The organism is Tibeticola sp. (assembly GCF_022759015.1).
GTDB lineage: Bacteria > Pseudomonadota > Gammaproteobacteria > Burkholderiales > Burkholderiaceae_C > Tibeticola > Tibeticola sediminis.
The window spans coordinates 1-13,300 of sequence record NZ_JAEMQB010000164.1 but is presented as its reverse complement, the minus strand read 5'-3'; the positions used below and the strand labels follow the sequence as shown (position 1 = coordinate 13,300).

Here is a 13,300-nt window from a genome sequence, read left to right as displayed (position 1 = left end):
GCTCGCGCCGGTGGCGTGAAAGCGCCACACGCCGTCGGCTCCGCGCACGCGCTGCAGGTCGCCGGCGAACCACAGCGCATGCAGATGCGCGATCGCCTCGCCCATCGCGAAGGTGGTCTGGTGCAGGTCGAGGGTGCGGGGGAACAGCACGGGCAGGATGTCGGCGGCGCTCATAGCGCCTTGGGTGCAGGCGGCCCGCACTTCGGCCAATCGGGCCTGGTGGTGGGTGTGCAACTGGTCGATGCGGGTGTGCAGGCCGATGAAGGGTTTGCCGTGCGAGGGCAGGGTGAGCGTGTCCGCGGGCAGGGCGCGGAACTTGTCGATCGAGGCGAGGAACAGCGGCAGCGGGTTGGCCTCGGGTTCGAGGTCGTAGACGGCGACGTTGGTGGAAATGCGCGGCAGCACCATGTCGCCCGAGATCAGCAGGCCGCGGGCTTCGCAGCACAGCGCCATGTGCTCGGGCGCGTGACCGTAGCCGCTGATGCAGCGCCAACGGTGCCCCCCAATCGAGAGCGACTGGCCGTCGAGCAAGCGGTGGTAGCTCGGCGGCACCTGCGGCACGAGGTTCGGGTAATAGTGGCTGCGGGCGCGGATCTGGGCCTGGGCCTCGGGGTCGCGCAGGCCATGCTGGGCGAAGAACTGCGCCGCGCGGTCGCCGCCGAAGCCCGTGGTTTGCTGCGAGGCCAGCCGCCCCATGCAGTAGTCGGCGGCGCTGATCCACAGCTCGCAGCCAAAGCGTTCGCACAACCACCAGGCCATGCCCAGGTGATCGGGGTGCATGTGGGTGGCGACGACGCGCACGATGGGCAGGCCGTCGAGTTCGTGCGCGATGACCGCTTCCCACTGCGCTCTTGTCTCGTCGCGGCTGATGCAGCAGTCCACCACGGTCCAGCCCTCGCGGCCGTCGAGCGCATCGCGCAGCAGCCAGAGGTTGATGTGATCGAGCGCGAGCGGCAGCCCCATGCGCACCCATTTCACGCCGGGTTGCAGCTCGATGGCGCGGCCCGGCGCGGGCAGAGTGTCGCCCAGTGGGTAGTGGAGCTGGCGTTCGAGTTCGTTCATCGGTGGGCGGCGGGTCAGGGTGAGGATGCGGCCAGGGACTCGGCAGCGGCGGTGTTGTGGGTCATAATTGACGTTTACGTAAACGTCAAGGTAACGAGAACGCGGATTCTAGGAGTGTTCGGCTGCGGCGACTGTCCCGCGTTTGCCTCGTCCCGCGGGGCAACCCGACGTTCCTGACAGCCGGTTTTGCACAGCGATCATGGCCACGAACCCGAACCCGAACACCTACAGCATCAGCGATCTCGCGCGCGAGTTCGACCTGACCACGCGCGCCATCCGCTTCTATGAAGACATGGGCCTGCTGCGGCCCACGCGCAGCGGCCCCGGCGGGCGCAACCGCGTCTACTCGGCGCGCGACCGCACACGGCTCAAGCTCACGCTGCGCGCCAAGCGCCTGGGCCTGTCGCTGACCGAGGCCAAGGAAATCATCGACATGTACGACAGCCCGCGCGACACCGGGCCGCAGCTGCGCAAGTTCCTCGCGGTGCTCGCCGAGCACAAGCGCCAGCTGGAGGAGCAACTCGCCGAGGTGCAAGCCAACCTCGACGAGGTCAAGGTGCACGAGAAAGAGGCGCGTGCTTTGCTCGCGCGGCTCGAAAAAAAACCCTTGCCCCAAGAGCTGGGCTCCAACGCCATGCCTGCCTTGGAATCACGACCCTGAGAGGAGACCTTCCCATGACCACCCCAATGCCCGGCCTCAATTTCCAGCTCGGTGAGGACATCGACGCCCTGCGCGACGCGGTGCGCGACTTCGCGCAGGCCGAGATCGCCCCGCGCGCCGCCGAGATCGACCGCACCGACCAGTTTCCGATGGACCTCTGGCCCAAGATGGGCGAACTCGGCCTGCTCGGCATCACCGTGCCCGAAGCCTACGGCGGCGCGGGCATGGGCTACCTCGCGCACATGGTGGCGATGGAGGAAATCAGCCGGGCGAGCGCTTCGGTGGGCCTGAGCTACGGCGCGCACAGCAACCTGTGCGTGAACCAGATCAACCGCAACGGCAACGAGGCGCAGAAGGCCAAGTACCTGCCCAAGCTGATTTCCGGCGAACACGTGGGTGCGCTGGCCATGAGCGAGCCGGGTGCCGGCTCCGACGTCATGGGCATGAAATTGCGCGCCGAGGACAAAGGCGGCTACTACCTGCTCAACGGCAGCAAGATGTGGATCACCAACGGGCCCGATGCCGACACCCTGGTGGTCTACGCCAAGACCGAGCCCGAACTCGGCGCGCGGGGCGTCACCGCCTTCCTGATCGAAAAGGGCATGAAGGGCTTTTCGGTGGCGCAAAAGCTCGACAAGCTCGGGATGCGCGGCAGCCACACGGGCGAACTGGTGTTCCAAGACGTCGAAGTGCCGGCCGAGAACGTGCTCGGCGGCGTGAACAACGGCGCCCGGGTGCTCATGAGCGGGCTGGACTATGAGCGCGCCGTGCTCTCGGGCGGGCCGCTCGGGATCATGCAGGCGGTGATGGACCACGTCATTCCCTACATCCACGAGCGCAAGCAGTTCGGCCAGAGCATCGGCGAATTCCAGCTCATCCAGGGCAAGGTGGCCGACATGTACACCGTGCTGCAGGCCGCGCGCAGTTTCGCCTATACGGTGGCGAAGAACCTCGACCTGCTGGGCAGCCAGCATGTGCGCCAGGTGCGCAAGGACTGCGCGAGCGTCATCCTTTGGACGGCCGAAAAAGCCACCTGGATGGCGGGCGAAGGCATCCAGATCTTTGGCGGCAACGGCTACATCAACGACTACCCGATGGGTCGGCTGTGGCGCGACGCGAAGCTGTATGAAATCGGCGCCGGCACCAGCGAAATCCGCCGCATGCTCATCGGCCGCGAGCTGTTTGCGGAGACGATGTAAGAGTGCGTACAAGCGGGTTGGCCTAGACTCGGTTCACGACTTTTCTCTCTGGTTCATGAACTCCAGCCTCCAACCCCTCCTCGACAACAACCGGGCCTGGGCCGAGCGCATCGAGCGCGAGTGCCCGGGGTTTTTTGCGCGCTTGGCGCGTCAGCAAAGCCCGAAATACCTCTGGATCGGCTGCTCCGACAGCCGCGTGCCGGCCAATGAAATCATTGGCCTGGACCCGGGCGAGGTGTTCGTGCATCGCAACGTCGCCAACGTGGTGGTGCACTCGGACCTCAACGCGCTGTCGGTGATCCAGTTCGCGGTCGACCATTTGCGGGTCGAGCACATCATGGTCGTCGGCCACTATGGCTGTGGCGGCGTGCGCGCGACGCTCCAGGGCACGCGCTTGGGGCTGGTCGACAACTGGCTGCGCCATGTGCACGACGTCAAGCTGCGCCACCGCCGCCGGCTCGACCATCTGACGCCCGCGCAGCAGGAAGATGCGCTCATCGAGATGAACGTGATCGAGCAAGTCGGCAACGTGGCCTTGTCGAACGTGCTGCAGGACGCCTGGGCGCGCGGCCAGCGGGTGGCCGTGCATGGGCTGGTCTACGGCCTGGCCGATGGACGCCTCAAAGACCTCGGCGTGAGCATGCAGCATGCGGGCGAGGTGGTCGATGTGTTCCGTGCCGCCATCAAGCGCTACCCGCGCGGCGAGGCGCTGACCCCGACGGCGGGGGGGTGAAGATGTTGCTGAAGAAACTCGACTCGCCGCTCGCCTTCGACATCGCCAAGGCGATGATCGACGGCTTCAACCGCCACTACACGCTGTTTCGCACCGAGAGCGCACGCGCCAAGCACCGCTTCGAGACGCAGGACTGGCACGGCCAGCAGCGCGCGCAGCGCGAGCGCATCGAGTTCTACGACCTGCGCGTGCGCGAGTGTTCACGTCGGCTCGAGCGCGAATTCAAGGCGCACGAGCAGCCGATGGAAGTGTGGGAACAGGTCAAGCTGCTCTACATCGGCCTCTTGGTCAACCACCGCCAGCCCGAGCTGGCCGAGACCTTCTTCAACTCGGTCACCACCAAGATCCTGCACCGCAGCTACTTCCAGAACGACTTCATCTTCGTGCGCCCGGCGATCAGCACCGAGTACATCGAGAGCGAAGACCCACGCCGCACCGACACCACCTTCCGCTCTTACTACCCCCAGCGCGAAACCATCGTCTCCGAGCTGCGCCGCATGATCGAGGACTTCGGCCTGCGGGTGCCGTTCGAGGATCTCGACCGCGACATCCATTTCGTGTTCGAGGCGATCCGCCCGCTGTTCGACCATGTGCATCTGCGCGCGAATTTTCAGATTCAGGTGCTTTCGAGCCTGTTCTACCGGAACAAAGGCGCGTATGTGGTCGGCAAAGTCATCAACGGCTTTCAGGAGCTGCCGTTTGCGCTGCCCATCCTGCACAACGCGCAGGGCCAGCTCGTGATCGACGCGCTGCTGCACGGCGAGGACGACCTGCTCATGCTGTTCTCCTTCGCCCGCGCCTACTTCATGGTGGACATGGAAATCCCCTCGGCCTATGTGCAGTTCCTGCGCAGCATGATGCCGCGAAAGCCGCGCGCCGAGTTCTACAACGCGCTGGGTCTGGCCAAGCAGGGCAAAACGCTGTTCTACCGCGACTTCCTCTACCACATGCGGCACAGCACCGACCGCTTCCGCATCGCGCCGGGCATCAAGGGCATGGTGATGCTGGTGTTCGACCTGCCGAGCTTTCCCTTCGTGTTCAAGCTCATCAAGGACTATTACCCGCCGCAGAAAGACACCACGCGCGAGCAGATCCGCGGCAAGTACCTGCTTGTCAAGCAGCACGACCGCGTGGGCCGCATGGCCGACACGCTGGAGTTCTCCGAGGTGGCCTTCCCGCGCGAGCGCTTCACCGATGAGCTGATCGCCGAGATCGAAAAATTCGCGCCCAGCCAGCTCGAAATCTCCGACCGCGACGGTGACGGACGCACCGAAGTCATCCTGAAACACGTCTACATCGAGCGGCGCATGATCCCGCTCAACATCTACCTGCAAGAAGCCTTCGACGCGCTGCAAAAAGACCCGAACGATGCGCGCGCGCGGCGCCAGCTCGAACACGCCGTCATCGACTACGGCAATGCCATCAAAGACCTGGTCGCGGCCAACATCTTCCCCGGCGACATGCTGTGGAAGAACTTCGGCATCACGCGGCACGGCAAGGTGGTGTTCTACGACTACGACGAAATCGAGTACGTCACCGACTGCAACTTCCGCCGCGTGCCGCCGCCGCGCAACGAAGACGACGAGATGAGCGGCGAAATCTGGTACAGCGTCGGCCCGCACGATGTGTTCCCCGAGACCTTCGGGCCCTTTCTGCTGGGCAACCCGCTCGTGCGCGAGGTGTTCATGAAGCACCACGCCGACCTGCTCGACGTGGAGTTCTGGCAAAGCCACAAGGAACGCATCCTCGAGGGCCACGTCTACGACGTCTTCCCTTACGACCCAGAGCGACGCTTCCGCCGCGAGGCCACCGACGCGCGCGTGAGTGCCTCGATATAACTCCTTTGTCGATAGCAAGAAAGTACCGTTTCACGCCGGCAAACGCCGATTTTTATCTATAGACCATGAAAGGAACCGCCATGAACGACCCCATCGTCATCGTCAGCGCTGCCCGCACCCCCATGGGCAGCTTCCAGGGCGATTTCGCCAGCCTCGCCGCGCACGACCTCGGCGGCGCGGCCATTGCCGCGGCGGTTGCGCGCGCGGGCATCGCGCCCGAGCTCGTCGAGGAAGTCATCTTCGGCAACTGCCTCATGGCCGGCCAGGGCCAGGCGCCGGCGCGTCAAGCGCTGCTCAAGGGCGGGCTGCCCGAGAGCACGGGCGCGGTCACGATGAGCAAGATGTGCGGCTCGGGCATGCGCGCAGCGATGTTCGCGCACGACATGCTGCTCGCCGGCAGCGCCGAGGTCATGGTCGCCGGCGGCATGGAGAGCATGACCAACGCGCCCTACTTGCTGCAAAAAGCCCGCGGCGGCTACCGCATCGGCCATGACCGCATCTACGACCACATGATGCTCGACGGGCTGGAAGACGCCTACGAGCCCGGCCGCGCCATGGGCACCTTTGGCGAAGACTGCGCGGCCAAGTACGGCTTCACGCGCGAGCAGCAGGACGCTTTTGCGATGGAAAGCGTGCGCCGCGCCAAGGCGGCCACCGAGTCGGGTGCCTTCGCTGCCGAGATCACGCCGGTCACCGTCAAAGACCGCAGCGGTGAGCGCGTGGTCAGCATCGACGAAGGCCCGGGCCGCGTGAAGATCGACAAAATCCCCACGCTCAAGCCTGCGTTCAAGAAAGACGGCACCATCACCGCCGCCAGCAGCTCGAGCATCAACGACGGCGCCGCCGCGCTCGTGATGATGCGCGCCTCGATGGCCGAAAAGCTCGGCTGCCAGCCGCTCGCGCGGCTGGTGAGTCACGCCGTACACGCCCAGGCGCCGGGCTGGTTCACCACCGCGCCGATCGGCGCGACGCAAAAGGCGCTGGCCAAAGCGGGCTGGACGGTGGCCGACGTCGACCTCTGGGAAGTCAACGAGGCCTTCGCGGTCGTGCCCATGGCGCTCATGCACGACCTTGGCGTGCCGCATGAAAAACTCAACGTCCATGGCGGCGCTTGCGCGCTCGGCCACCCGATCGGCTGCAGCGGCGCGCGCATCATGGTCACGCTGATGTATGCGCTCAAGCAACGCGGCTTGAAACGCGGCGTCGCCACGCTGTGCATCGGCGGCGGCGAGGGCACGGCGGTGACGCTCGAAATGCTCTGAAAAAGAGAGCAATATCGCGGCAATTCACGCCGGCATCCCGGCAGAAAGCTTCAAAAATGTCCACCGTTCTCGTCCTGGGTGGCTCGCGCGGCATCGGTGCGGCGCTGGTGGCGCGCCACCTCGACCAGGGCGACCGCGTCATCGCCACCGCGCGCGACGACGCCGCGCTCGCGCGGCTGCGTGCCGCCGGCGCCGAGGCGCTGCCGCTCGATGTGGCCGATCCGCAGAGCGTGAGCGCGCTGGCCTGGCGGCTCGATGGCGAAAAGCTCGACATCGCCTGGTACGTCGCGGGCGTGATGGACCGCGCCGATGCCCACACGCCACCCACGCGCGAGGCCTTCGACCGCGTGATGCACACCAACGTGCTCGGCGCGATGCAGGTCATCCCGCAGGTCGCGCCGCTGGTGGCGGCGGCGCGTGGGCGCATGGCCTTCCTCTCCAGCGTCATGGGGCGCATCGCCGACGTGTCGGGCAGCAACGCCTGGCTTTACCGCGTCAGCAAGGCGGCGCTCAACATGGCGGTGGCTTCGGCGCAAACCGCCTACCCCGACGCGATTTTGGTCGCGGTGCATCCCGGCTGGGTGCAGACCGACATGGGGGGTGCTGCCGCGCCGCTGTCGGTCGAACAAAGCGCGGCCGACCTCGTCGCGCTCGCCGGGCGGCTCGGCCCGGCCGACCGCGGCGCTTTTCTCAACCACGATGGAACCCGTTTTGAAAGCTGGTAAGCCATGCTCTTGACCGCCGAACAGGAAATGATCCGCGACGCCGTGCGCGCCTACGCCCAGCAGGAGCTCTGGCCCCACGCCGCGCGCTGGGACCGCGAGCACATCTTCCCGCGCGAGGCGCACCGCGGGCTCGCCGCGCTGGGGGCCTACGGCATCTGCGTGCCCGAGTCGCTCGGCGGCGCGGGGCTCGACTACCTCACGCTCGCGCTGGTGCTCGAGGAAATCGCCGCGGGCGACGGCGGCACCAGCACCGCGATCTCGGTCACCAACTGCCCGTACAACGCGATTCTGATGATGTACGGCACGCCCGAGCAGCAGCAGCGCTTCCTTGCGCCCGCCGCGCGCGGCGACATCCTCGGCGCGTTCTGCCTCACCGAGCCGCATGTGGGCAGCGACGCCTCGGCCCTGCGCACCACCGCCGTGCGCGAGGGCGACCAATACGTGCTCAACGGCGTCAAGCAGTTCATCACCAGCGGCAAGAACGGCCAGGTGGCCATCGTCATTGCCGTTACCGACAAGAGCGCGGGCAAGCGCGGCATGAGCGCCTTCCTCGTGCCCACCGACACGCCGGGCTACATCGTCGCGCGGCTCGAGGACAAGGTGGGCCAGCACAGCAGCGACACCGCGCAGATTCAGCTCGAGAACTGCCGCATTCCGGTGGCGAACCGCATCGGCGAAGAGGGCGAGGGCTACCGCATCGCGCTCTCCGCGCTCGAGGGCGGGCGCATCGGCATCGCCGCGCAAAGCGTGGGCATGGCGCGCAGCGCGCTCGAGGTGGCGATTGCCTACGCCAAGGAACGCGAGAGCTTCGGCCAGCCGATCTTCAACCACCAGGCGGTGGGCTTTCGCCTCGCCGAGTGCGCCACCCGGCTCGAAGCCGCGCGCCAGCTCGTCTGGCATGCCGCTGCGCTGCGCGATGCCGGCCGGCCGTGCCTGAAGGAAGCGGCGATGGCCAAACTGTTCGCCAGCGAAACCGCCGAAGCGGTCTGCAGCGCCGCCATCCAGACACTCGGCGGCTACGGCTACGTCAGCGACTTCCCGGTCGAACGCATCTGGCGCGACGTGCGCGTCTGCCAGATTTATGAAGGCACGAGCGACGTGCAGAAAATCCTGATTCAACGCGCGCTTTGAGCGTCCTCGAGCGCCGGGCTGCCGCGCGGGGCCGCCGCGGTGAGCCGCTGCTTGCTTGCACGCGCTGGCCGTCATGGCCGTCACGGAAGTCGGGTAAAAAGTGAATCACCGTTGCCTGGCTGAGCGCGGCTTCATCGGGTTGAAGCGCTCGGACCAGGTCTGGAGAACCCATTGGATATCACACTGCTGAAAGAACGATTCGCCGCCTTCCTGCGCAGCCGTCACCTGGGCCGGCATTTCCGTCGCCTGGCCTTGCTGGACACCCTGGCCCAGACCGGCGTGAGCCGCGAAGTGCCGCCGACGCTGACCCAAACCCTGGTCCGCGCCGCCACCGCGGACCCGGATGATTTGCTGCGCCAGTTGGGCAGTCATCGCGATGGTTTGACCGAGGCCGAAGCAGCCGCCATTCGCGCCCGTGTCGGCCTCAACGAGGTCGAGCACGAGAAGCCGCTGCCCTGGTGGGCGCACTTGTGGCACTGCTACAAGAACCCCTTCAACCTGCTGCTGACGCTGCTCGCCGTCATCTCCTATCTCACCGAGGACATGAAGGCCACGGTCGTGATCGGCACGATGGTGCTGCTGTCCACCCTGCTGCGCTTCTGGCAGGAAGCGAAGTCCAACAAGGCCGCCGACGCACTCAAGGCGATGGTCAGCAACACGGCCACCGTCCTCCGGCGTGACCTGTCCGAGGAGGCCGCGCCGATCTTCGAGCAGTACTACGGCGCGCATCTGCATGTGAAGCACGGCAAGCCGGTTGAAGTGCCGATCAAGCTGCTGGTGCCCGGCGATGTGATCGTGCTTTCGGCGGGCGACATGATCCCGGCCGACTGCCGAGTGCTCAGCGCCAAAGACCTGTTCGTGGCCCAGGCGGCGATGACCGGTGAGTCGATGCCGGTGGAGAAGTTCGCCGTCCAGCGCTTGGCCTCGGCGATCAACCCGCTGGAGCTCGACAACATCCTGTTCATGGGCACCAACGTGGTGTCTGGTTCGGCGACCGCCGTGGTGCTCGCCACCGGCAATGCCACCTATTTCGGTGCGCTGGCCAGCCGCGTCACCGCCACCGACCGCGCGCCCACGGCCTTCCAGGCCGGTGTGAACAAGGTGAGCTGGCTCCTGATCCGTTTCATGGCGGTCATGGTGCCGCTGGTGCTGCTGATCAACGGCTTCACCAAGGGCGACTGGCTGGAGGCACTGCTGTTCGCGCTGTCCATCGCCGTGGGCCTGACACCCGAGATGCTGCCGATGATCGTCACCTCGACGCTGGCCAAAGGCGCGGTGTTCCTTTCGCGCAAAAAGGTCATCGTCAAGCGGCTCGACGCGATCCAGAACTTCGGCGCCATGGACGTGCTGTGTACCGACAAGACCGGCACGCTGACGCAGGACAAGATTTTCCTCGCGCGGCATGTCGATGTCTGGGGTGAAGAGTCCGACGAAGTGCTGGCGATGGCCTATCTCAACAGCTACTACCAGACCGGCCTGAAAAACCTGCTGGACGTGGCGGTGCTCGAACACGTGGATGTCCATCAGGAACTGAACCCGGCCAAGAACTACCGCAAGGTCGATGAGATCCCCTTCGACTTCAACCGCCGTCGCATGTCGGTGGTGGTGAGCGAGCGCGAGGATCACCACGAGCTGATCTGCAAGGGCGCGGTCGAGGAAGTCCTCGCCGTCTGCTCGCGCGTGCGCCACGGTGACGCCATCGAGCCGCTGACGCCGGAACTGCTGGCGCGCATCCGCGAAGTGACCGCCGAGCTGAACGAAGAGGGCCTGCGCGTGGTGGCCGTGGCCGCCAAGGAAGTGCCGCCGAGTAAGGAGGTCTACAGCGTGGCCGACGAGTCGGACCTGACGCTGATCGGCTACGTCGCCTTCCTCGACCCGCCCAAAGAGTCCACCGCGCCCGCCCTGAAGGCGCTGGCCGAGCACGGTGTGGCGGTCAAGGTGCTCACTGGCGACAATGAACTGGTGACGGCCAAGATCTGCCGCGAGGTCGGGCTCGAACAGCAAGGCGTGCTCCTGGGCGGCGATGTCGAACGGATGAGCGACCCCGAGCTGGCCCAGGCGGTGGAACACCACAACGTCTTTGCCAAGCTCACCCCCGCGCACAAGGAGCGCATCGTGCGGCTCTTGAAGGCCAACGGTCACGTGGTCGGCTTCATGGGCGATGGCATCAACGACGCCCCGGCACTGCGCACCGCGGACATCGGCATCTCGGTCGATACGGCGGTGGACATCGCCAAGGAAGCGGCCGACATCATCCTGCTGGAAAAGAGCCTGATGGTCTTGGAGGAAGGCGTGCTCGAAGGCCGCCGCACCTTCGCCAATATGCTCAAGTACATCAAGATGACGGCCAGCTCCAACTTCGGCAATGTGTTCTCGGTGCTGGTGGCCTCGGCCTTCATCCCCTTCCTGCCGATGCTGCCGATGCATCTGCTGGTGCAGAACCTGCTGTACGACGTGTCGCAAACCGCCATTCCCTTCGACAACGTCGATGAAGAACTGCTCAAACAACCGCAGCGCTGGAACCCCGCCGACATCGGCCGCTTCATGGCGTTCTTCGGCCCCATCAGCTCGGTTTTCGACATCCTGACCTATGCGCTGATGTGGTTCGTGTTCGGCGCCAACACCGTGGCCCAGCAAACCCTGTTCCAGTCAGGCTGGTTCGTCGAGGGGCTGCTGACGCAGACCCTCATCGTGCACATGATCCGCACGCCGAAGATTCCCTTCATTCAAAGCCGCGCCGCCGCGCCGCTCATGGCGATGACGGTGGCCATCATCGCGATCGGCATCTTCCTGCCGATGGGGCCGCTGGCGCACTACTTCAAGCTGCAGCCACTGCCGCCGCTGTATTTCGTTTTCCTGCCGCTGATCCTGCTGGCGTATATGGCCTTGACGCAGGCGGTCAAGGGCTACTACGTCCGCCGCTGGGGCTGGCAGTGAGGAGGCGCAGCGTTCAGGGCAACGCGGAATCAGGGACTGCGATGCCGCGTTGCACCGCGGGCCGCGCCATGAAGGCGGTCAGCACCCGCTGCACTTCGGGGAAGTCGGCCCAGCCCACGAGGTCGGCGGCGCGGTAGCGCTCGATGAGGTTGCGCACCCAGGGAAAGATGGCGATGTCCGCAATGCTGTAGTCCTCCCCCATCACCCAGGCGCGGCCCGAGAGGCGCTGGTTGAGCACGCCAAGCAGCCGGCGCGACTCAGCCGCATAGCGATCGCGCGGGCGTTTGTCCTCATAGTCCTTGCCGGCGAAGATCGTGAAAAAGCCGAGCTGCCCGAACATCGGACCGATGCCGCCCATCTGGAACATCAGCCACTGCAGGGTTTCGTAACGGCGTGCAGGCACCGTGGGCAGGAAGCGCCCGGTCTTCTCCGCCAGGTAGATGAGGATGGCGCCAGACTCCCACAGCGGCAGCGGCTCGCCACCCGGGCCGTTCGGGTCGAGGATGGCGGGGATCTTGTTGTTCGGGTTGAGCGAAAGAAACTCGGGCGTGAATTGGTCGTTCGTCTCGAAATTCACGCGATGCGCCTCGTAGGGCAGGCCGCATTCCTCCAGCATGATCGACACCTTCAAGCCGTTGGGCGTGGGCAGGCTGTAGAGCTGCAGCCGGTCCGGATGTCGTGCGGGCCAGCGGCGGGTGATGGGAAAGGCGGACAGGTCGGTCATCAGGCGCTCCTTGGATGCACAGGTTTCGCTACCATAACCCCTTTCCGCGGCCAGCCCGTGGCCGCGCGCCCCGCCCGTGGCCGCGCGCCCCGCCACGCCAGACCCCATGAGCCTGACTTGCCCTTGCGGCCGCACCGATGCGCGCGGCCGGCCCCGAATGTTGGCCGATTGTTGCGGGCGCTATCTCGGCACCGGCCTGCCCGCGCCCGACGCTGAATCGCTCATGCGTTCGCGCTACAGCGCCTATGCGCTCGGCCACACCGAGCATCTGCGCGCCACCTGGCACCCGAGCACCCGCCCCGACGATCTGAGCCTGGAGCCCGGCCTGAAGTGGCTCGGCCTCGAGGTCAAGCACGCGCGCCCCATCGACGCCGACCACGCGGAAGTCGAATTCGTCGCCCGCTCCCGTCTCGCCGGTCGCGGGCAGCGCCTGCACGAACGCAGCCGCTTCGTGCGCGAGGAGGGGCACTGGTTCTACGTCGATGGGGATCTGCTGGCTTGAGGGCTGGCAGGCGCGCAAGACCGCGCCCGCCCGTGTTGAGCACATGGGTGTAGATCATGGTTGTGGAGACATCGGAGTGGCCGGGCAGATCCTGCACCGTGCGGATGGCGTAACCGCCCTCCAGCAAACGCATGCCGGGCCCGTACAACAACCGGATCACCAAGGCCAGGGCGGGCGCGCCCTCACAACGCAGCAGCAGCCTCACCTCCTCGCGCGTGCGCACGGTGGGCAGCCGGGCTGGCCGCTTCGCCCGCGTCCACTCGGAAAGCCAGGGCAGATCGACGCTCAAGACCTCCTGAACAGCAAAGCCGACCAGGCCTGCGTCTGCGTCCAAGCGGCGACATGGCGTTCGACGGCCAAGTGCGTCAAAAAGGCCTCCACCTCCGCCTTGCCCATCTTGGCCGGGTGGCGTTTGCCTTGGAACAGGATGTATCGTTTCACACAGTGGACATAAGCCTGCTCGGTGCGTAAGCTGTAATGGCTGAGCCGGAAACGGTTCCGCAACGGGTCCAGCAACCTGGGCGGC

At 66.0% G+C, this 13,300-nt stretch carries 12 protein-coding genes and 1 pseudogene; 9 read left to right on the top strand and 4 right to left on the bottom strand.

Annotation, left to right across the window (positions count from 1 at the left end; translation table 11 throughout):
* The coding region (locus JHC36_RS10290; RefSeq protein WP_287918762.1) for an MBL fold metallo-hydrolase at positions 1-1,062 on the bottom strand (1,062 nt) is incomplete at its 3' end.
* Between the two features lie 199 nt (positions 1,063-1,261).
* Between JHC36_RS10290 and JHC36_RS10285 the strand changes: the two genes are divergently transcribed.
* The 8 genes from JHC36_RS10285 (at position 1,262) to mgtA (ending at position 11,548) form a co-directional block, all read left to right on the top strand.
* Complete coding sequence (locus JHC36_RS10285) at positions 1,262-1,723, top strand: MerR family transcriptional regulator (protein ID WP_287918760.1); 462 nt, start codon at positions 1,262-1,264, stop codon at positions 1,721-1,723.
* Between the two features lie 14 nt (positions 1,724-1,737).
* The gene (locus JHC36_RS10280) at positions 1,738-2,922 is read left to right on the top strand and encodes an isovaleryl-CoA dehydrogenase (RefSeq protein WP_287918758.1); all 1,185 of its coding nucleotides are present in this window, start codon (positions 1,738-1,740) and stop codon (positions 2,920-2,922) included.
* A 55-nt stretch (positions 2,923-2,977) separates the two neighbouring features.
* Positions 2,978-3,655 carry a carbonate dehydratase gene (gene can, locus JHC36_RS10275; protein ID WP_287918757.1) on the top strand — a complete coding sequence of 226 codons (678 nt, stop codon included), beginning with the start codon at positions 2,978-2,980 and terminating at the stop codon, positions 3,653-3,655.
* 2 nt (positions 3,656-3,657) lie between these two features.
* Positions 3,658-5,493, top strand: a complete 1,836-nt coding sequence (gene aceK / locus JHC36_RS10270; protein ID WP_287918755.1) for a bifunctional isocitrate dehydrogenase kinase/phosphatase — start codon at positions 3,658-3,660, stop codon at positions 5,491-5,493.
* Between the two features lie 80 nt (positions 5,494-5,573).
* The gene (locus tag JHC36_RS10265; protein ID WP_287918753.1) at positions 5,574-6,755 is read left to right on the top strand and encodes an acetyl-CoA C-acyltransferase; all 1,182 of its coding nucleotides are present in this window, start codon (positions 5,574-5,576) and stop codon (positions 6,753-6,755) included.
* Positions 6,756-6,811: 56 nt separating this feature from the next.
* The gene (locus JHC36_RS10260; RefSeq protein WP_287918751.1) at positions 6,812-7,480 is read left to right on the top strand and encodes an SDR family oxidoreductase; all 669 of its coding nucleotides are present in this window, start codon (positions 6,812-6,814) and stop codon (positions 7,478-7,480) included.
* A gap of 3 nt (positions 7,481-7,483) precedes the next feature.
* Positions 7,484-8,611 (top strand): acyl-CoA dehydrogenase family protein, encoded by a 1,128-nt coding sequence (locus JHC36_RS10255; RefSeq protein ID WP_287918749.1) that lies wholly within the window; start codon positions 7,484-7,486, stop codon positions 8,609-8,611.
* 171 nt (positions 8,612-8,782) lie between these two features.
* Positions 8,783-11,548 (top strand): magnesium-translocating P-type ATPase, encoded by a 2,766-nt coding sequence (gene mgtA / locus JHC36_RS10250; RefSeq protein WP_287918747.1) that lies wholly within the window; start codon positions 8,783-8,785, stop codon positions 11,546-11,548.
* Positions 11,549-11,561: 13 nt separating this feature from the next.
* Here the strand turns inward: mgtA and JHC36_RS10245 are convergent, their stop codons facing one another.
* Complete coding sequence (locus JHC36_RS10245) at positions 11,562-12,272, bottom strand: glutathione binding-like protein (protein WP_287918745.1); 711 nt, start codon at positions 12,270-12,272, stop codon at positions 11,562-11,564.
* Between the two features lie 106 nt (positions 12,273-12,378).
* On the opposite strand from JHC36_RS10245, the gene JHC36_RS10240 reads away from it, so the two are divergent.
* A complete protein-coding gene (locus JHC36_RS10240; RefSeq protein ID WP_124222564.1) occupies positions 12,379-12,774 on the top strand; it encodes a YchJ family protein in 396 nt (131 codons plus the stop codon).
* Between the two features lie 82 nt (positions 12,775-12,856).
* On the opposite strand, the pseudogene JHC36_RS11680 reads toward JHC36_RS10240, so the two are convergent.
* Positions 12,857-12,907 (bottom strand): annotated as a pseudogene (locus JHC36_RS11680) (hypothetical protein); the annotation flags it as partial.
* A 152-nt stretch (positions 12,908-13,059) separates the two neighbouring features.
* The coding region (locus tag JHC36_RS11675; protein WP_503007037.1) for a phage integrase N-terminal SAM-like domain-containing protein at positions 13,060-13,300 on the bottom strand (241 nt) is incomplete at its 5' end.